The organism is Mesorhizobium sp. MC2-1-1, assembly GCF_057597255.1.
This window is the reverse complement of sequence record NZ_CP195205.1, coordinates 1,333,144-1,353,087: the sequence shown is the minus strand read 5'-3', so window position 1 is coordinate 1,353,087 and position 19,944 is coordinate 1,333,144. Positions and strand designations below refer to the sequence as shown.

Here is a 19,944-nt window from a genome sequence, read left to right as displayed (position 1 = left end):
CCAGTGCGCTTGCAATTGTCCTGGCGTATTGCCAGTGTCGGCTCCGAACCGCAGGTTGCAGGGGGAACGAGCGGGTGGCAGCCGCAGGGACGGAAGACGCGGAACGGCTGGCGCAGTTGCACAAGCAATTGCTGACTGACGATTCGATCCAGTTCGCGCTGCCGTCCTATGTACGGCCCGAGCCGCCTGAATGGCTGAAGCCGTTTCTGGATGGCCTGGCCAAGCTTGGCCCTTATATGATCTACCTGTTCTGGGGTGCGGTGATCATCGGCGTCGCGATCATTGCATTCCTGCTTTTCCTCGAGGCCAAAGGCGTTGCCTGGCGTCTGCCCTGGCGGGGGAAACACAAAGAGACCGAGACGAAGGAAGAGTGGCGCCCGGATGCCGGCGCGGCGCAGATCCTGCTCTCCGAGGCGGATGCGCTCGCCGCGCGCGGCGAATATGACGAGGCGGTGCATCTTCTGTTGCGCCGCAGCGTCGCCGACATCGCCACCCGACTGCCCGATTTCCTGCGCCCGTCGCTGACCGCGCGCGATATTGCCGCCGCCGGTTCCATCCCCACCCGGCCCCGCGCCGCCTTCAGCGAAATGGCACGCATCGTCGAGGCCGCGCTGTTCGCCCGCCGTCCCGTCGGCGCCGAGGGCTGGCGGCAGGCGCGCGGCGCCTATGAGCGTTTCGCCTTCCGGGATGCCTGGGCATGACCGCGCAGATGACAGGGGCAGCGCAAGAACCGTTCAGCCGCAGAACCCTGTTCTGGGGCATTTTCGCCAGCCTGCTGGCGGCGGCGGGATTTTTCCTGCTGTCCACCTACGCGCCCGATTTCCGCCAACCCGAAGGCGGCGCCACGCCGCTTTCGAAGGGCGGCACGGGTTACGCCGGGCTTGTCGAATGGCTGAAGCTGACCAATGGACAGGCTCCGCCGATGGAGCGCGGCGAGAAGGATCTGGAGTCTCCGCTTGCTTCCACCTTCCTGCTCGTCGTCACCATCGCGCCCGGCAGCGATCCGGCCGCGCTTGAGCACCTCATCAAGCGGCGCTCGGGCAAGGACACGCTTTTCGTGCTGCCGAAATGGCAGACCATGCCGTTGCCGGGCCGGGAGGGTTGGGAAACGAAAATCGAGCGGTTGCCGAACTCGGTCGTCAACGACTGGCTCGGCCGCATCGCCAAGGCGAAGCTGGGCGAAGGCAAGCCGACGGTCGAAACGATTGATGTCCAAGGCCGCAAGATCGCCGTGCCGGACGAACTGCAATGGGTGGCGGATGATCACCCGCTGATCGCGGCGGGCGATGGCAGGGCAATCCTCACGGAGCTCGACAAAGAGCCCTTCTATATCCTCACCGATCCCGATTTCCTCAACAACGCAGCGTTGGCCGACGAGCAAAAGGCTGCCGCCGCGCTCGACATGATCGCCATGCTGGAGCCTGCCAAAGGCGCGGTCATGTTCGACCTGACGCTGCATGGCATCGGCCAGAATTATGACCTCGCCAAGCTTCTGGTCGAGCCGCCCTTCCTGGCGCTGACGCTGTCCGTGCTGGTGGCGGCCGGGCTCGCCTTCCTGCATGGGCTCGGCCGCTTTGGCCCGCCGCGCGCGGAAGGCCGCGCCATCGCCTTCGGCAAGCGGGCGCTGGTCGACACCACGGCGATGCTGCTCAGGCGCGCCGGGCGGCTGGCAGGGCTTGGCGACCGCTATGCGACGCTGGTGCGTCAGCGCGCCGGCGCACTGCTCGGCGCCCCACACGGGCTGCAGGGCGAAGCGCTCGACCGCTGGCTCGATTCCCGCGACAAAGACGAGGCGCATGGCTTCACCCGGCGCTTCAAGGCAGCGAACGAATCCAACAATCTGGCCGCAATGCATGAAGCAGCCGAACAACTGCATGACTGGACGGCAAGGAGGCTCGGTGAACGTCGATGAAGTGAAGGCCCTGGCGAACGCGATCAGGGAGGAAGTGGCGAAAGCAATCACCGGGCAGCACGATACCGTCGATCTGATGCTGACGGCATTGTTCGCCGGCGGCCATATCCTGCTCGAGGGACCGCCCGGCACCGCCAAGACCATGACGGCGCGCTGCTTCGCGCAGGCGCTGGGCGTTGCCTATGGCCGCATCCAGTTCACGCCGGACCTGATGCCCGGCGACATCGTCGGCTCCAATATCTACAATTTCCAGACCGGGCAGTTCACGCTGACGCGCGGCCCGATTTTCTGCGACCTTCTGCTTGCCGACGAAATCAACCGCACGCCGCCGAAGACGCAGGCAGCCCTGCTCGAAGCCATGCAGGAGCACGCCGTCACCTTCGACGGCACCACGCATCCGCTCGGCCGGAATTTCATGGTGGTGGCGACACAGAACCCAATCGAGCATCAGGGCGTCTATCCGCTGCCCGAAGCGCAGCTCGACCGCTTCCTGTTCAAGCATCGGGTGAGCTATCCGGACCTCGCGGAAGAGCGCGCCATCATCGTCAATCACGGCGGCGGCTCGGCCTCGCACGACATCGAGCAATACGGCATCAAGGCGCGGACCGACCGCAAGGCGCTGGAAGCGGCACTGGCCACGGTGGGCGACGTCATGCTGGTCGACGATGTCGTCGGCTATATCGCCGCGCTCGTGCGCGGCACGCGCGAAAGCCCGGACCTCGAAGTCGGCGCCAGTCCGCGCGCTGGCGCCATGCTGGCCCGGGCAGCGCGCGCCAGGGCTGCACTCGACGGCCGCAACTATGTCATTCCGGACGACGTCAAGGCGCTGGCCGTTCCGGCGCTGCGCCACCGCGTCGTGCTTTCGCCGGCGGCGCAGATCGACGGGCGGCTGGTCGAGCAGATCGTCTCCGACCTCGTCGACCATACGGAAGCGCCGCGTTGATCTATCCGAGCGGCAGAGCGGTCTGGGCGGCGTCGGCGGGGGCAATCCCCGCCTTCCTGATCGCGCTCGCGCTGCCCTCTGTGTGGTATCTCGGCTTGCTGTGGATTTGTGTGCTGCTGGCCTTCGTCGCGGTGGATGCGGCGGCCGGCCGCGGCCGCGCCTCGCTCAATGCCACGCTGATCGCGCCGCCGCAGGTTGGCGTCGGCGGGCGCTTCACGCTGCATATCGCGGCAGATGTCAGGGCAAAGCTGCGCCGCCTGCAGGCGCGGGTCGGGCACGATCAGCGGCTGCAGCCGGTGGCGGGCACCGGCGGCGCTCTGCCTGCCAATGGCGGTACGCTCGACCTCGAGTTCGAGGCGATCCGGCGCGGCATCGCCAGCTTCGACCGGCTCTGGTTGCGCTGGCAGGGCCCGTTCGGGCTGGTGTGGAACCAGGTCATCCTGCCGGTCGACCGAAAGGTCGCGGTACTGCCCGACGTCAGCAGCGCGCGCGACGAGGCGATCACTCTCCTGCAGCGCTCGGCCCTTGCCGACGGCCACGCGCAGAAGCGTGCCGGCCAGGGCCGCGAGTTCGAGGCGCTGAAGGACTACCAGCCCGGAATGGGTCGGCGCATGATCGACTGGAAGCGCAGCGCCCGCCACGGCAAGCTTCTGGCACGCGAATTCCGCATCGAGGAGAACAACAACATCGTTCTGGCGATCGATAGCGGCCGCCTGATGTGCGAGCCGGTCGATGGCGTGCCCAAGGTCGACCGCGCCGTGACGGCCGCACTTCTGTCGGCCTTCATCGCGCTCAAGGGCGGCGATCTCGTCAGCCTGTTCTCCTTCGACGCCAGGCCGCGCGTCTCCAGCGGCGCGGTGCGCGGCTCGCCGAGTTTCATTATGATCCAGAAGCGCGCAGCCGAGATCGATTATTCCACCGAGGAGACCAATTTCACCTTGGCTCTCACTACGCTTTCGGCCAGGCTCGACCGGCGCTCGCTGGTCATCGTCTTCACGGATTTCGTCGACCCGATCAGCGCCGAGCTGATGCTGCGCACCGTCGGCCGGCTGACCGAGCGGCATCTGGTGCTGTTCATGCTGATGAAGGATGTGGAACTCGAGACGCTCTGCGACATGTCGCCGGAAACGCCGGAGGATGTCGCCCGCTCCGTCACTGCCGGCGACCTGTTGCGGCAGCGGCAGGTGGTGATCGGCAGGCTCAGGCTGCTTGGCGCGCATGTCATCGAGGCTGACCACCAGCGGCTCGGCCCGGCGCTGGTCGAGCGCTATATCCAGCTCAAGGAGGAGAACCTCCTATGACGCTGTCGGCCGGCACCGATGCGGTGCGCCAGTCGCTGGCAAGCTTCCGCCAGGAGCGGGAAGCCGACTGGAAGGCCTTCGAGGCGCTGCTGGCGCGCGTCGAGAAGCGAGCGCCGCGCGCGCTCTCGGAGGACGAGCTGCTATCGCTGCCCCTGCTCTACCGTTCGGCGTTGTCGTCGCTTTCGGTGGCGCGCGCGACCTCGCTCGACAGCGCGCTGATTTCCTATCTCGAGGCGCTGTGCCTGCGCGGCTATTTCTATCTCTACGGCGCGCGACGGAGCTTGCGAACGCGCATCGGCGACTTCTTCCTGCACGACTGGCCGGCTGCGATCCGAGACTTGTGGCGCGAAGTATGGACATCGGTCGCCCTCACGGTGATCGGCGCGATCGCCGGCTATTGGCTGGTCGCTGCCGACAAGCGATGGTACGACGCCATCATCGCGCCGAGCCTGGCGGGCGGGCGCAACCCGGATTCGTCGGCCGAGACACTGCGGGCCGTGCTTTACGGTGGCGGCGACCATTTTCTGTCGGGCTTTGCCGCGTATCTCTTCACCCACAACACGCAGGTCTCGATCCTGGCCTTCGCGCTGGGCTTCGCCTTCGCCGTGCCGAGCGTGCTGATCATCCTGATGAATGGCTGCATGCTCGGCGCAATTTTCCAGATCTATGCCGCCAAGGGCCTGGGCTTCGCGCTCGGCGGCTGGCTTTCGATCCACGGCACGACGGAGCTGTTCGCCATCGCCATCGCGGGTGCTGCCGGCATGCGCATCGGCACCAGCATCGCCTTTCCCGGCGAGCTGACCCGCATGGCGGCCGCCGCCCGGGCCGGGCGCGTCGCGGCGACCGCCATGATCGGCGTCACGGTGATGCTGCTTTTTGCCGGCTTGCTGGAAGGCATCGGCCGGCAGACGATCACCAGCGATGTCGCCCGCTACTCAATCGGCGGCGGCATGCTTGCCTTTTGGATCTGTTATTTCTACCTGTTCCGGATGGTGCGGCATGGCGACCGCTAGGGCAGCGAAGGCCAAGGACCCGGCAGCGCTGATCCGTCCGCTGGTGACGCCGGAGGGCGTCGACCTCAGGGTGAAGCTCGCGGACGCCGGCACCCGCGCTTCCGGATTCCTGCTCGACGTGGTGATCATCATCGTGGCGGCGGTCGCGGTCAGCCTTGTCGCGCTGTTCGGCCTTGGCGGGCTTGGCGTGAGGGACGCCGAACCGCTGTTCATCGTCTGGATCATCTTCATCTTCTTCCTACGCAACGTCTATTTCATCGCCTTCGAGGCGGGACGGCGGGCAGCCACGCCGGGCAAGCGCATGGTTGGCGTCAGGGTGGCGTCGCGCAGCGGCGCCGGCCTCACGCTCGACCAGGTCATCGCGCGCAACCTGATGCGCGAGATCGAGGTCTTCCTGCCGCTGTCGATCCTCGCCGCGCGCGCCAGCGCCGATGTCGCCGACACGCTGACCACCATCTTCGGCCTGGTCTGGGCGCTGCTGTTCTCGCTTTTCCCGCTCTTCAACCGCGACCGGCTGCGGATCGGCGACCTGCTCGCGGGCACCTGGGTGGTCGAGGCGCCGAAAGTGGCGCTGGTCGAAGACCTTTCGCTGCGCAAGGACCCGGTCGCGGCCCGCTTCCAGTTCAGCCCCGCGCAACTCGACGCCTATGGCATCGCCGAGTTGCAGAAGCTGGAGGAAGTGCTGCGCCGCGACGATTATGCCGCGCTGAAGGCGGTGGCGGAGACGATCGGCCGCAAGATCGGCGCCAGGGTCGAGCCGGTGGATTCAAAGGCCTTCCTCACCGCCTATTACGGCGAGCTTCGCGCGCATCTGGAACGCAAGCTGCTGCTTGGGAATAGAAAAGCGGACAAATATGCGCGGTAGCTGGCGCAACCAGGCGCTGTCGGCCTACCCCACCCACTTCTCGTAATCCGACACCAGGAGGTGCAGCGGCGCGACGTCCTCGTCGATGTTGGAGAAGCGGCCGATCGGCTCGCGGAAAACGTTATCGGTGAGGTCGTCATTGACCGTTGAGACCTCGCCGATCAGCACATCCTTGCCCTCTGCCCAGAAGGCGTGCCAGACGCCGGGCAGCAGCGTGACGCTCTGGCCGGGATCAAGCTTCAGCAGGCCGCCCGCCGGCAATCTGGTGATGGTGCCGTCGACCGGCACCGAGACCTCAGCCTTCGGGTCGATGCCGCCGTCGCGATCATGCATGAACAGTTCCAGCACCAGCTTGCCGCCGCCGCGGTTGATGATGTCCTCGGCCTTGATGTTGTGGCGGTGCATCGGCGAAAGCTGGTCCTTGCGCGAGATCATGATCTTCTCGGCATAGAGCATGCCCATGCCGAGCTTCATGTCCTCGTAGCGCCCGTTGCGCACGGTGAACAGGAACAGGCCGAGCTCGTCGAACTTCTCCTGGCCGTAGTCGGTGATGTCCCAGCCAAGGCGCGAGGTGAAGATGGCCGGGGAGTCGGCCTTGTGCGCCCTCATCTCTTCCGGCGACCAATAGGCGAAGGGCGGCATGATATAGCCGAAGGAGCGGATGAAGGCATCGGCTTCGCGGATGATGTCGTTGATCTTGGAGCGCTTCATGGGTGTCCTCCTCGGGCCGATGCCTTGCTGAAAATCTGCCATCCGAATAGCCCAATGCCGGTCCGCTGTCGACGCAAACCCGCGGCTCTGGCCCCGTGACATACGGCCGGATCGGGACCATAAACCCAACAGGTCCTTTTCGATTTTTGCGCATGTCCTTGTTCCGAAACAGGCTCACAATTTCGGAAGACATGCTTTGAATGGTGATTTCATGCCCAGCATAGACGACCTCGACACGCCGGCGATCCTTATCGACGCGGCCCGCGCCGAAGCCAACATTAGACGCGCCCAGGCGCATGCCGACGCGCATGGATTGAAGCTCAGGCCGCATATCAAGACCCACAAGCTGCCCTACTGGGCGAAGAAGCAGGTCGCGGCGGGCGCGGTCGGCATCACCTGCCAGAAGATCGGCGAGGCCGAGGTAATGGCCGATGCCGGGCTGGAGGACATTTTCCTGCCCTACAACATACTGGGACGCGCCAAGCTGCAGCGGCTGAAGGCTCTGCATGGCCGCGTGACATTGTCGGTCACTGCTGACAGCCATGAAACGCTGGAAGGGCTTGCCGCCACCTTCACCGATGCCGGCCATCCGCTCTCGGTGCTGGTCGAGTGCGACACAGGCATGGGGCGCTGCGGTGTGCAGAGCCCGGTCGAGGCGATTGCGCTGGCAAAATTCATCGATCAGGCAAAGGGGCTCTCCTTCGGCGGACTGATGACATATCCGGCGGCGGGGCGCGCGGCGGAAGCCGAGGCATGGCTGAAGACCGCGCGCGATGCGCTTGCGGCGACCGGCCTCGAATGCGAACGCGTCTCCAGCGGCGGCACGCCGGATATGTGGCGCTCTGGCGAAGACAGTGTCGTCACCGAATACCGGCCCGGCACCTATATCTATCTCGACCGCTACCAGGTCGCCAAAGGCGTCGGCACGCTGGACGACTGCGCACTGACGGTGCTTGCCACGGTGGTCAGTCATCCGACGGCCACACGCGCCATCCTCGACAGCGGCAGCAAGGCGCTATCCTCGGACACGCTGGGACTGCCGGAGTTCGGTGAGTTGCTGGGCGTGCCGGGCGCATTTGTCACGGGCCTCAGCGAGGAGCACGGCACCGTGACTCTATCGCACGGCGCAGCCTTGCGCATCGGCGAGCGCGTGCGCGTCGTACCCGATCATTGCTGCGTGGTGACGAATTTGTTCGACCAGGTGCATCTGATCGAGGGCGACAAGGTGCTGGATACGCTGCCGGTAGCGGCGCGGGGCAAGACGGGATGATGAGCGACCCCGCAACTGGGAATTAGGCACGCTCGGCTTGCCGCGCTGCCACTCTGCGCATCGCGGTGACGCGGCGCCTGAATATCTCCGTGCGCATCGCCATCAGGTGCAGGGCGAAGAACAGAACGGTGAAGCCCAGCGCCATGACGGCGAGCGGCCACAGCATCGAGGGGTCGATGGTCGGGCCGCCGAGCCGAAAGACCGAGGCGGGCTGGTGCAGGGTGTTCCACCAGTCGACCGAGAATTTGATGATCGGAATGTTGATGAAGCCGACGAGCGTGATGATGGCGGCGGCCCAGGCTGCACGGCCGGCATCATCCAGCGCACGCGTGAGCGCGATGATGCCGAGATACATCAGGAAAAGCACGAAGACCGAGGTCAGCCGCGCGTCCCACACCCACCAGGTGCCCCACATCGGCTTGCCCCAGATGGAGCCGGTAATCAGCGCCAGCGCGGTAAAGGTTGCGCCGATCGGGGCCGCCGACTTCAGCGCGACATCGGCCAGCGGATGGCGCCAGACCAGCGTGCCCAGCGCCGATATCGCCATGATCGTGTAGCACATCATGGCGAGCCAGGCGAAAGGAACGTGGATATACATGATGCGTACGGTGATGCCCTGCTGGAAATCCTCGGGCGCCGTGAAGCTCATATACAAGCCCCCGGTGAGCAGCATCGCGGCAAGCGTCGCCAGCCAGGGAATGACCTTATCGGCCAGCCCGACGAAGCGCGTCGGGTTGGCGAGATCCGCCCAGCCCGAAAAGCGTGAAGTGGTGTCGCTCATGGCGCCCTAGATAAACCGGTGACGCGTCAGGGGCAATCGCACTCTTTCCGTCTTCCCTCTGGTGGAGATGGTGGATCGGCGCGTAGCGCCGGACGGATGAGGGGCATTGGAAGGAATGAGAGGTGAGACTTGTCCCTTGCAACAAAAGAGGGGCGCCAAGCTGGAGCACCCCTCATCCGGCCGCTGCGCGGCGACCTTCTCCCCATGGGGAGAAGGTAAGGTCATGCCTTTAGGCCGCTTCCGTGACCGGGCGGCTCAGGCGGCGGACCTCTTCGTCGTTGAGCAGACCGCCGGCTCGCAGAAGAGCGGCGAAGCGGCCGTTGCGCAGTGACAGCTCGGTAAAGCCGCCCATCTCGACCACCTTGCCCTTGTCCATGAACACCACGAGGTCGGCGTCGCGGACCGTGGTCAGGCGGTGGGCGATGATGAACGTCGTGCGGTTGCGCCGCAGTTCGTCGATCGCGTCCTTGACTCGGTCCTCGGTCTCGACGTCGAGCGCGCTGGTCGCCTCGTCGAGCACCAGGATCGGCGCATCCTTCAGCACGGCGCGAGCGATGGCGATACGCTGGCGCTCACCACCCGAGAGCTGGCCGCCGCGTTCGCCGACGACGGTGTCATAGCCGCCGCTCTTGGCCAGGATGAAGTCCTGCGCGGCGGCGGCGATCGCCGCGGCGTGAATCTCGTCATAGGTCGCATCGGCGCGGCCGACGCGAATATTGTCCTCGATCGAGCGATTGAGCAGGCCGGCATCCTGGAAGACGGTGGCGATCGCATGGCGCAGCGACTTGCGGGTCACCGTCTTGGTATCGATGCCGTCGATCAGGATACGGCCACTTGAAGGCGTAAAGACGCGCTGCAGGAGATTGATGAGCGTCGTTTTCCCGGCGCCGGTCGGGCCAACGATGGCGACCGTCTGACCAGCCTTGACCTCGAACGACACATTCTCGATGCCATGGCCGGAATTCGGGAATTCGAAGCTGACGTCCTCGAAGCGCACATGGCCGGTGACGTTGGCGAGCTCGCGCAGGCCGTCCGGCTCGGCGGTCTCGGCAGCCGAGTCCTCGAGGCGATAGAAATCCTCAAGCTTGGCGCGGGCCTCGGAAATCTGTGTGGTGAAGGCCGACATCTGGTCGAGACGGGCGATCAGCATTCCGGCAAAGCCGGTGAAGGCCACCACGTCGCCGACGCGAAGCTCGCCCCGGGTGACGAGATAAGCGCCAATCGAGAGCACGATCATCATCGAGATGGTCGATGACAGACGGTTCAGCGCATTGGCGATCGCCCACCAGTCGAGCACCGGGTTCTGCGCGTCGAGCAGGTCCTTGACGTAACGCTTCAGCGTCGCGGTCTCGTGGCCGATGCGGTTGTAGCTCTGCAGCACGGCGACGTTGCTGACGCTATCGGTCACATGGGCAAAGACGGTATGATAGTGGCGTTCGACAGCGGTCTGCCCCGACTTGGTGCGGCGCATCACGATGCGCCCGATGCCGACGTAAAGAACGCCCAGGCCGAGCAGCACGACCGACATGCGGATATCCATGGCGAGCGCGGTCGGCACAAGCAGCACCAGCGCGATGGCGGTGGACAAATGCACGCGCATGAACTCGAGCCATAGGCTGAACAGGGTCTCGACGGCGCGCAGCAGCGTGTGCAGCGAATTCGACGTGCCGCGCTGATGATGCCAGGCAAGCGGCATCGTGATCACGCGCTCAAAGGACTGGCAAAGCACTTCCGAGCGGCGGGCGTGGGCGAAACGGTCGGCGCCGCGCGCCACAAGCACGAAGGCGACGACGTTGAAGGCCCCTATGGCGGCCCACGCGGCGAGTGTCGAAAACACGGGGCCTTTTTCGGAGATGGCACCGATCACGCGGCCCAGCAGGATCGGCTCGAGGATTGCGATCGCCGCAAGCGCGACATTGGCGCCACATATCAGCGCGACGCGCTTCTTGTCGGCCGCCAGATAACCCAGCGCTCTAAAGTAGATCTGCAGAAGTGACACTTCAGCTACTCCGCCAAACTCTTGTCTGTGCTCAATGCCGGTATTGTGCACCGCACCATTTCCTGACACGTATCGGTTAACGTGTCGCGAAACAATGCCCCGTCTATCCCCTCCGTTCCCATTTAGCGAACAAAAGATAACGACGGTACGAAATCTGACGTGATCACCTAACGGTTTGAGATAAAAGGTGAAATGTCAGCCTTGCGGCAAAATAATGGCACTTGGCCCCCGCTGCCACATTTTTAGTCACACGCCGCTTGTTTAGCATGCGCTGAAGGAAGGGCCGCGGCACGGGCGCGAAACGCCGGTCAAGTAAAAGCGCCGATCGGCCGCGCACCCTGAAAAGTGCGCGGCCGCTCGAACAAGTTGTTGATTTTACGCAGGAATTCTTACGACGACCTCGGTCTTCTCACCGGCTTTCGGCTCAAAAGAGGTCGACTTTTTCTTCGAACCGTCGACTTCCAGCGAGATCGACTTGGTCTTTTTGTCGCGGATCACGCTAAGCTTGATCTCGCCGCCGAACATTTTGAGTGTGGCGGCGTAGCCGTCCCAGTGGCCAGGCAGCTTCGGCTTAAACGTGATCTCCTTGCCGCGGCGCTCGATGCCGAGGATGCCTTCAACCGCAGCGCGATAAAGCCAGCCTGCCGAGCCAGTATACCAGGTCCAGCCGCCTCGACCGCCCTTGCCTTCGCCGGAATAGATGTCGGCGGCCACGACATAGGGCTCGACGCGGTAATGTTCCGCCGCCGCTTCGTCCGAGGCGTGATTGACCGGGTTCAACATCGAGAAGCAGCGATAGGCCTCGTCGGTGCGGCCCATTTCCGCCAGCGCGATCACGAACCAGGTGGCGGCATGGGTGTACTGGCCGCCATTCTCGCGCACGCCCGGCGGATAGCTCTTGATATAACCGGGATCCTTCTCGCTCTTCGAGAAGGGCGGCGTGAACAATTTGACGATCTTGAGTTCGTCATCCACCAGCATTTCGGTCGCTTGGTCCATGGCCGTTGTCGAACGCGCGGGATCGCCCCCGCCCGACAGCACGCTCCAGGACTGGGCGATGGAGTCGATCTTGCACTCGTCGGAACTGCGCGAGCCGAGCGGCGTGCCGTCATCGAAGCTGCCGCGCCGGTACCATTGGCCGTCCCAGGCGGTGCTTTCCAAGGCTCGCTTGAGCACATCCGCATGGTTGGCCCAGGCTTGCGCCCGCTTGGCGTCGCCCTGTCCCCTGGCGACGGGGGCGAAATCGTTGAGCGTCTTCAACAGGAACCAGCCCAGCCACACGCTCTCACCCTTGCCGCCCTCGCCGACGCGGTTCATGCCGTCGTTCCAGTCGCCGCCGAGGATCAGCGGCAGCCCGGCAGGGCTGCTTCGCTCGATCGCTAGATCAAGCGCCCGCGCGCAATGGTCATAGAGCGGCGCGGTGCTCTTGGTGATCTCCGGCGTGAAAAAGGCGTCATGCTCGCCTTCGCCGAGCTGCTGCCCGTCGATGAAGGGCAACTGCTCCCCGAGGATACCGGCATCGCCGGTCACCTCGATGTAGCGGGCCGTCGCATGCGCCAGCCAGACCACGTCGTCCGATATCATGGTGCGCACGCCGGCGTCGGTGCGCGGAAGCCACCAATGCTGCACGTCGCCTTCCGGAAACTGACGGCGCGCGGCGTTGAGGATCTGGTCGCGCGCCAGCTGCGGGTCGTGCGCCAGCAGGGCCAGCGTGTCCTGCAACTGATCGCGGAAACCAAAGGCGCCGCTGGCCTGGTAGAAGGCCGAGCGCGCGCGGATGCGGCAGGCCAGGCTCTGGTAAGGCAGCCAATGGTTGACCATGGCGTTCATGGCCTCGTCGGGCGTCTGGACCTGAATGGTGTCGAGGAAGCCGCGCCAGGCCTTTTCATTGTCGGCCAGGCGTTGATCGAAATCCTTGCCGCGATGGGTCTGCACCAGCGCGCTGGCCTCGGCGGGCGTGGCCGCGTCGCCAAGCAGCCACGCGAGCGTGACGTCGCCGCCAGCAGGAATGTCGATGTCGCTGGCCAGAACCGCGCAGGGGTCGTCGCCCGCCTCGACACGACCGGACAGCGCGAGCCCGCCGAGCACGGCCTGAGGATATTCCGTCGTGCCGTGCCTGCCGATAAATTCGGAGCGGTCGGCGGTCACCGAATGCACTGGATGGCTTGCCGCGAGGAAGGCGACGCGGTCGCCGAAATCGAGCCCATAGGGGTTTTGCGCCAGCATGGAGCCGGTCGCTGGATCCCGGGAAGGCACGATGGTCGCCGCGGTGCGCGAGCGGTGGCCGCCCAGCACCCATTCGGCATAGGCATAGACGCGCAGCCGCGCCGGCACGGAGCCGGAATTCTGGATGCGCAGCCGGGTGATCTTCACCGGATCGGCCGGGTCAACCACCTGCGTCAGATCCATCGACAATGGGCCGCGCCGCGAGCGGAACGTCGAGAAGCCCTGGCCGTGCCAGGTCTCATACGTCATCGACGGGTCGCGAACCGTCGCCGCCATCGGCGAGAAAGCCTTGCCGCTGGCGATATCGAAAACATAGAAGCCCTCGCCCGGCCGGTTCGAGACCGGATCGTTCGACCAGGGCGTCAACTGGTAGTCGCGGCTGTTGCGGCTCCAGGTGAAGCCGGCGCCCTCGGCCGAGACATGGAAGCCGAAGGAAGCGTTCGAGATGACGTTGATCCAGGGCTGCGGCGTGGAACGCCGCCCGGTCAGCCGCGTCACATAGTGGCGGCCGTCGCCCTCGAAGCCGCCAAAGCCGTTCCAGAGGCTGAGGCCGCTGCCGTCGGCGGCAATGTCGCGGCCGGCCTGGCTCGCTCGCACCGGCAAGGGGAGCGGCGGAGCGGGCTCGCGCGGCGTTGCGCCTTCCGTCTGAAGCAAGGCATCGCGGGCCTGGAGGGCCGCGGTCTCGGCGCGTTCGAGCTGGTCGAAGATCGTGCCGTTGCGCGTATGCAAAGCGACCCGCGCGACCGACAACAGGGTCTTGTAGGTCGGCTCGTCCATGAGGTCGCGGCGCACCGCGAAGATGTGCTGGCGGGGTCCCAGCTCCCGGCCGCGCAGGCGGCTGTTCTCGCACAGCGTCTCCACCGCGCGCTGCAGGTCCTGCACGTAGGAGGACGCCTGCTCGTTGACCACGACAAAGTCGATCATCATGCCGCGCGCCCGCATGTATTCCTGGAAGCGCAGCGCCTGGGCCACGATCTCGAGGTCGGCGACGTCGCCGATGCGCACGAGGAAGATCGGGAAGTCGCCCGAAATGCTGGTCGGCCAGAGGCTCGACTGGCGGCCGAGGCCCGACGCGATCGAATCCGCCGGCAGGCGCAGGAACGGATCGGGATAGATCAGGTAGCGCGCCAGCTTCTGGACATTGGCAGCGTCGGTGAGGCTGAGCCCAAGGTGGCGCGTCTGCACCTGGCTGCGCGTCCAGGCGAGCATCGCCTGGCGGGCGAAGCTCTCCTGGTGGTCGAGGCGGGCGATCGCCTCGTCGAGCTCCTCGCGATTGGCGCCGACAGCCGTCCAGAAGGTCAGCGAGATCTTCTTGTTGGCCGGCACTCGCACCTGGCGGCGCAGCGCCGCCACGGGATCGAGCGTGAAGCCCTGGCTGCCGGAAAGCCTGACGCCCGGATCGAAGGCAATGGCATCGGCAATCGTGCGGCCGCGGCCGATGAAGGCGCGCCGGTCGGTCTCGGCCTCGGCATCGCGCGACGGGCCCGACGGGTCGGTGACGAAATGCACCATGGTGAGGTCGGGATCGTTCTTGTCGCGCTTGCGCCTCGTGGCGAAGATCGCGCCGTTGTTGGGCGCGATCTCGGTCTCCACGAACATCTTGGAGAACGCCGGATGCGCGTTGTCCGAGGCTTCGTTGCCAAGCACCAGCTCGGCAAAGGAGGTCACTTCGATATGCCGGTCGGTCGCGCCGTCATTGTAGAGAGTGATGCGGCGACCCTCGCCATTGCCCTCGGAAATGACAATGCATTCGACTTCGGTGCGCAGCGAACCCACCGTCTTGGTGAAGCTCGCCTTGTCGTCGGCAAACAGCGTCTGGACGCGTTCGCCCTCGGCGCGCTTCGGCTCGGCGGTGGCCGACCACCAGTCGCCAGTCGCCGTGTCGCGCAGGAAAATGTAGGAGCCGAGGCGATCCTCGCTCGGATCCGGCTGCCAGCGGGTGACGGCAAGCTCGCCGAAGCGGCTGTAGCCGGAGCCGGTCGCGGTGACCATGACGGAATAGCGACCGTTGGACATGACGTTGGTCGCCCGCAACGCCTTGATCGGGTCGAGGATGACGCGGCTGTCCGGGCTCTCGGTCTCGGTCTCGTCCTTGGAGCGCTCGTCGGCTTCCGTCCGGACGGTCGCGGTCGGAATGTCGCGCGGCGCCTTCTCCTGCAACAGAAGCTCGGCCGACTCGATCACCGGATCGCTGTGGAAGCGCTCGCGCAGCCGGCCCTCGAAGATAGCATCGGCGACCGCCGCTATCGACATGCCGGAATGATGCGCCATGTAGTTCTGCACCACGGCGTGGTCGGTGCCTTCGGGCACACGCTGCGGCGTGAAATCGACCGCGTCGTAGAAGCCGTGGCGGCCGAGCGCGCCTATCGAGCGCAGCCGCTGCAGGTTTTGCACCGCCTCACGCGGGCTGAACTGCGCCGCCAGGATCGTCGCGTAGGGCGCGATAACGGTGTTCTGCCCAAGACCTCGCTTGAGGCCAAGGCCGGGCACGCCGAAATTGGTGTACTGATAGGTGAGCTCTCGGTCGCGGGCGTTGTAGGCCGCCTCCGAAATGCCCCACGGCACATTCTTGGAACGCGCATACTGGATCTGGCGTTTGACGATGAGCTTGCTCGTCTGGTTGAGGATCGAGCCCTGCGGCTCCTTCATGACCAGCGGCGGCATCAGGTACTCGAACATCGAGCCCGACCAGGACATCAGCGCGCCCTGGAAGCCGATCTCGACGATCGGCCGTCCCAGGCGGAACCAATGCTCGGTCGGCAGGTCGCCCTTGGCGATGGCGAACAGGCTGGTGAGCCGCGCCTCGGAGGCGAGCAGGTCATAGCAGCTCTCGTCGAGCTGGCGGTCCTCGACACGGTAGCCGATCGAGAGAAGCTTGCGCTCCTGCCGCATGAGGAAGGAGAAATCCATTTCGAAGGCATAGCGGCGGCAGCGCTCGCGCAAGGCTAGCAGCTTGGCGCGCAGCGCGGCGACGGCGCTCTCGTCATTGTGCGAATCGTGCACATGCGCCTCGCAGGTTGCCTCCAGACGCGCCGCCCAGTCGGCGATGACATCGCTTTTCGGCGACGCCGCCTCGGTGTGGATGGCGGTCGCGAGCTTGCGGATCTCGCCCGCCAGCACGGCAAGGTTGATGGTGCGGATCGACGCCATCTCGGGCTGCGCCTTGATGGTGGCGACCGCGCGGCGCATGCCGTCCAGACGGTCGGCCAGGCGCTGGCGCAGCGGCCGCAATTGCCTGCGGTCGTCCGGCAGCTCGTCCAGACTTTCGTCAAGGATGGTGACGGTATCGATGATGCCTTCGAAATCCCCCTGCAGATGCACGGAGGGCGCCTCAGCCCATTCGGCGCAGGACGCCGCCACCGCGACCAGATGGCCGGCGAGATTGCCGCTGTCGACCGCCGAGATATAAAGCGGATAGAGCGGCTTCAGCGTCGTCGTGTCATACCAGTTGTAGAGATGGCCGCGATCGCGCGGCATGTTCTCGATCGTCGTCATGGTGGCGTCGATGCGGGTGATGGCGTCCGACAGGCTGATCCAGCCGAAGTCGCGCGCAGAAACCACCGAGAGCAGATAGACGCCGATATTGGTCGGCGAGGTGCGCGGCGCCACGACCGGCGCCGGGCTCTCCTGAAAATTGTCCGGCGGCAGGTGGTGCTGCTCGGGCGTGACGAAGGTCTCGAAATAATGCCAGGTGCGGCGCGCAAAGGTGCGCAGCACCTGGATGTCGGCGGTCGAGATGCGCAGCCTGTCCTCGGTTTCGGCCGAACGGCTGATCCAGCAGGCGACGGCGGGCGAAGCGATCCAGAAGATTGCGAAGAAGAAGGCGACGAAGGCGCCGGTGGAATCGGCCAGCACCGGAATGGCCAGGCCGACGACGCCGATGATCACCGCGCCATACATCATGCCATAATAAGCGCCGAGATCGTTCCCGCCCTTGGCTGCCTGCGAAGCGGTGCGCCACTCCAGAAGGTTCTGCCGGCTGACGAAAAGGCGGTATATGGTGCGTATGATGGCGTCGCCCATCATCCAGGCCAGATGCGCCATCAGGAGCACCTTGAGCGCCACAAGCGCCGTGCCGAACACGGTGTCGCGCGCAAGCGCCGAAAAATGGCCGCGCGGGGTCTGGTCACCACTGTTGGGCAGAATGCCGTTCACGATGTCGAAGGTCGGCGCCATGAACAGGCTGAGGATCATCAGGGCCTGCCACTGAGCGGCCTGGGTGAAAGGCAGCAGCGTCCAGCCGGCGACGCAGGCCATGACCCAGAAGATCGGGGTCAGCGAGCGGCGCAGATTGTCGACCATCTTCCAGCGCGACAGCGCGGGCACGCCGGAGCGCGGATCGAATATGTAGCCGAGCAACTGCCAGTCGCCGCGCGCCCAGCGGTGATGGCGCGAGGCGTCGACCGAGTAGCGGGTCGGATAATCCTCGACCAGCTCAACATCCGTCACCAGCGCGGCCCGCGCGAGCGCGCCTTCCAGCAGGTCGTGGCTGAGAATGGTGTTTTCGTCGATGCGGTTCTTCAGCGCCGCCTCGAACGCGTCGACATGGTAAAGGCCCTTGCCGGTGAAGGAGCCGTCGCCGAAGACATCCTGATAGACGTCGGAGACGGCGAACACATAGGGGTCGAGGCCGCGATTGGCCGAGAATACGCGCTGGAAGAAGGAGGCATCGTCGCCGCTGGTCAGCGAAGCGGTGATGCGTGGCTGCAGGATGGTGTAGCCGGCGCTGACGACGCGCTTGACCGGATCGAAATGCGGGCGGTTCAGCGGATGGGCGAGCTTGCCGACCAGGCTCGAAACCGCATCGCGCGTGGTGCGCGTGTCGGCGTCGAGCGTCATCACATAGACGACCTTTTCCGGCAACGGCACGTCGAGCGGCAGGAAGGTGGTGTCGCTGTCGCCGCGCAGGAGAAGATTCAGCTCATGCAGCTTACCGCGCTTGCGCTCCCAGCCCATCCAGCAGCCCTGCGCCTGATTGTAGAGGCGACGGCGATGCAGGAGGTAGAAGCGCGGCGAGCCTTCCGACGGATAGCGGGCATTGAGCCTGGCGATCTCGTCGCGGGCATATTGCAGGATCTCGATGTCGGCGGCGTCGATCTCGGTCTTGGAATCCGGCCAGTCGGACAAAAGGGCGAAATGGATTTCCTTGCCGGTGTTGGCGAGGTGATGCACCTCGATGTTGCGGATATTCTCCTCGACATCGTCGCGGGAGCCGATCAGCGAAGGCACCACGACCAGCGTGCGCGCCTGGGCCGGGATGCCGTGCTTGTTGTAGTCGTAGCCGACCAGCCTGGTTGGCTTCAGGAACAACGCAACCACGGTGTTGAAGAAGGCCAGAGCGCCTTCGCTCGCCGGCACCGCGAACAGCGCCAGCATCAGCGTGATCGATTCCACCGAAAGGCCGAGATTGGCGAGCGCCCTTCCCGACAGCACCAGCAACAGCGCCGTCAACAGGAAGACCGGCACCACGATGCCCAGCCAGCCGGCGCTGGCAAAGCCGCGCTTGAAGGTCACATAGAAAGGCGGCCGGTAGCCGATCGCCTTCTCCAGCTCCTGCCGGCGGGGTCCGACCAGGAAGAAGCCGACATCGGTATGCACGGCCGGGTCGGCGGTTTCGGGCACGCCGGACGCATCGGTGACGCCGGGCGTATGGCCGGCGAGCTCGATCGCCTTTTCGGCGACGCGGAATTCGGAAAGGTCCGAACGCCGAGCCAGTTGCTCGATCGCGGTGCGGTACTGGTCGCGCGAGAAGAAGTCGAGATCGGCAAAATCCGTGCGCTCGCGCAGCAACGTGTCGATGCGGCTGACGCCCTCGAACCAGACCGTCCAGTCAACGTCGTTGATGAGGCGCAGGCCGCGGATGATGTTGCCGGTGGTGACGTTGCCGCTGGACAGCGTCTGATGCTCGGAGATGATGATCTCCTCGGCGTCGGAGCCGGTCTTTTCCAACTCGCCTTCCAGCCATTCCAACGCGCGGCCAGCGTTCTGCGACCCGTCGCGCAGGCGGTAGAGCAGCTGGGTGGCGAAAGTGGTGTCCTGCGCATGCGCGCTGTAGTTGGACAGAATCCTGGTGCGGTCGGCATTGTCGTCAGTGGCGAGAACCCGGTCGGCAACCTCGTTGGCGATGTGCCGCATCTGCCTGGTGCGATCGACGCGCACGGCGATGCGGCGCAGGTTCTCGATCAGCACGAAGCGCAGCAGCGAGGGCAGCGCCCAGAGCTCGCCGATCTTCATAGGCTCGACCGACTGGAAGCCCTCGACGATGGCCTTAAACATGTTGGCCGAGACCGAGCTGTCGGAATGCTCGACATAACTCCAGGCAACGACGAAGGCGCGCGGCAAAACGGTCCCGTCGCCCAGCGTCAACGTCGGCAGTTGCCGGTAGAAGCGGCGGGGCAGGTCGCGCTTGACCTGGAAAATGGTCTCCTCGACCAGATAGTTGTTGTCGAGCAGCCATTGCGCGGCCGGCGTGATGGTCTCGCCCTTGGCCTGGGCGGCGTTCGTCGAGCGGTAAACTTCGAGAATCTTCTTGGCGCTGTCGCGGATCCGGGCCTGGAACTCGAAAGGGGCGAGGCCGAACAGGTCCTTGACCTCGCCCTTGGCGAGCGCCACGCCCAAGGCGCGCAGCCGATCCTCAGGCAGGAAGTTGGAGCGTATCGGAGCTTCAGTCACCGCCGGGAAGCCGGCGCTTGTCTGTTCGATCTTGTTCGGGGTCGTCTGAATGTTCATTGAAAATTCCGTAAGGCGGGCGCAATGCGGCGTCACCGCCACGGCAATGGCCCTAAAACCGGTTCAATTGCAATTGGTTGCATGACTGATCGGCCGAAAGTTTGTTCTGCGCACCACGACAGGGGCGTGCCTTTCGACAACTCAATGGGCGAACGCCCCTCGCTCTCCGCCCCTGATTGGATCAGGGTAAGGAT

General features: G+C 65.2%; 11 protein-coding genes. 7 read left to right on the top strand and 4 right to left on the bottom strand.

Going from position 1 to position 19,944, the window contains the following annotated elements; translation table 11 throughout:
- Positions 1–74: 74 nt before the first annotated feature.
- From ACR64R_RS06805 to ACR64R_RS06780, 6 genes are read left to right on the top strand one after another with little or no spacing between them, the layout of a single operon-like run.
- Positions 75–701, top strand: coding sequence for a DUF4129 domain-containing protein (locus ACR64R_RS06805; RefSeq protein WP_487360919.1), 627 nt, complete (start codon positions 75–77; stop codon positions 699–701).
- Positions 698–1,912, top strand: a complete 1,215-nt coding sequence (locus tag ACR64R_RS06800) for a DUF4350 domain-containing protein (RefSeq protein WP_487360918.1) — start codon at positions 698–700, stop codon at positions 1,910–1,912. The genes ACR64R_RS06805 and ACR64R_RS06800 overlap by 4 nt, the downstream gene beginning before the upstream one ends.
- Positions 1,899–2,855, top strand: coding sequence for an AAA family ATPase (locus tag ACR64R_RS06795; RefSeq protein WP_487360917.1), 957 nt, complete (start codon positions 1,899–1,901; stop codon positions 2,853–2,855). The genes ACR64R_RS06800 and ACR64R_RS06795 overlap by 14 nt, the downstream gene beginning before the upstream one ends.
- Positions 2,852–4,156, top strand: coding sequence for a DUF58 domain-containing protein (locus tag ACR64R_RS06790; RefSeq protein WP_487360916.1), 1,305 nt, complete (start codon positions 2,852–2,854; stop codon positions 4,154–4,156). The genes ACR64R_RS06795 and ACR64R_RS06790 overlap by 4 nt, the downstream gene beginning before the upstream one ends.
- Positions 4,153–5,169, top strand: coding sequence for a stage II sporulation protein M (locus tag ACR64R_RS06785; RefSeq protein WP_487360915.1), 1,017 nt, complete (start codon positions 4,153–4,155; stop codon positions 5,167–5,169). The genes ACR64R_RS06790 and ACR64R_RS06785 overlap by 4 nt, the downstream gene beginning before the upstream one ends.
- On the top strand, positions 5,156–6,034 hold the full coding sequence (locus tag ACR64R_RS06780; protein ID WP_487360914.1) for an RDD family protein: 879 nt from the start codon (positions 5,156–5,158) through the stop codon (positions 6,032–6,034). Before ACR64R_RS06785 ends, ACR64R_RS06780 begins: the two co-directional genes overlap by 14 nt.
- Positions 6,035–6,058: 24 nt before the next feature.
- Here the strand turns inward: ACR64R_RS06780 and ACR64R_RS06775 are convergent, their stop codons facing one another.
- A complete protein-coding gene (locus tag ACR64R_RS06775; RefSeq protein WP_487360913.1) occupies positions 6,059–6,745 on the bottom strand; it encodes a D-lyxose/D-mannose family sugar isomerase in 687 nt (228 codons plus the stop codon).
- Positions 6,746–6,956: 211 nt separating this feature from the next.
- On the opposite strand from ACR64R_RS06775, the gene ACR64R_RS06770 reads away from it, so the two are divergent.
- A complete protein-coding gene (locus ACR64R_RS06770) occupies positions 6,957–8,015 on the top strand; it encodes a D-TA family PLP-dependent enzyme (RefSeq protein WP_487360912.1) in 1,059 nt (352 codons plus the stop codon).
- A 22-nt stretch (positions 8,016–8,037) separates the two neighbouring features.
- Here the strand turns inward: ACR64R_RS06770 and ACR64R_RS06765 are convergent, their stop codons facing one another.
- The 3 genes from ACR64R_RS06765 to ACR64R_RS06755 form a co-directional block, all read right to left on the bottom strand.
- Positions 8,038–8,796 (bottom strand): heme ABC transporter permease, encoded by a 759-nt coding sequence (locus ACR64R_RS06765; RefSeq protein WP_487360911.1) that lies wholly within the window; start codon positions 8,794–8,796, stop codon positions 8,038–8,040.
- Between the two features lie 229 nt (positions 8,797–9,025).
- Positions 9,026–10,795 carry a glucan ABC transporter ATP-binding protein/ permease gene (locus ACR64R_RS06760; protein WP_487360910.1) on the bottom strand — a complete coding sequence of 590 codons (1,770 nt, stop codon included), beginning with the start codon at positions 10,793–10,795 and terminating at the stop codon, positions 9,026–9,028.
- 375 nt (positions 10,796–11,170) lie between these two features.
- A complete protein-coding gene (locus ACR64R_RS06755; protein ID WP_487360909.1) occupies positions 11,171–19,750 on the bottom strand; it encodes a glycoside hydrolase family 94 protein in 8,580 nt (2,859 codons plus the stop codon).
- Between the last annotated feature and the right edge of the window lie 194 nt (positions 19,751–19,944).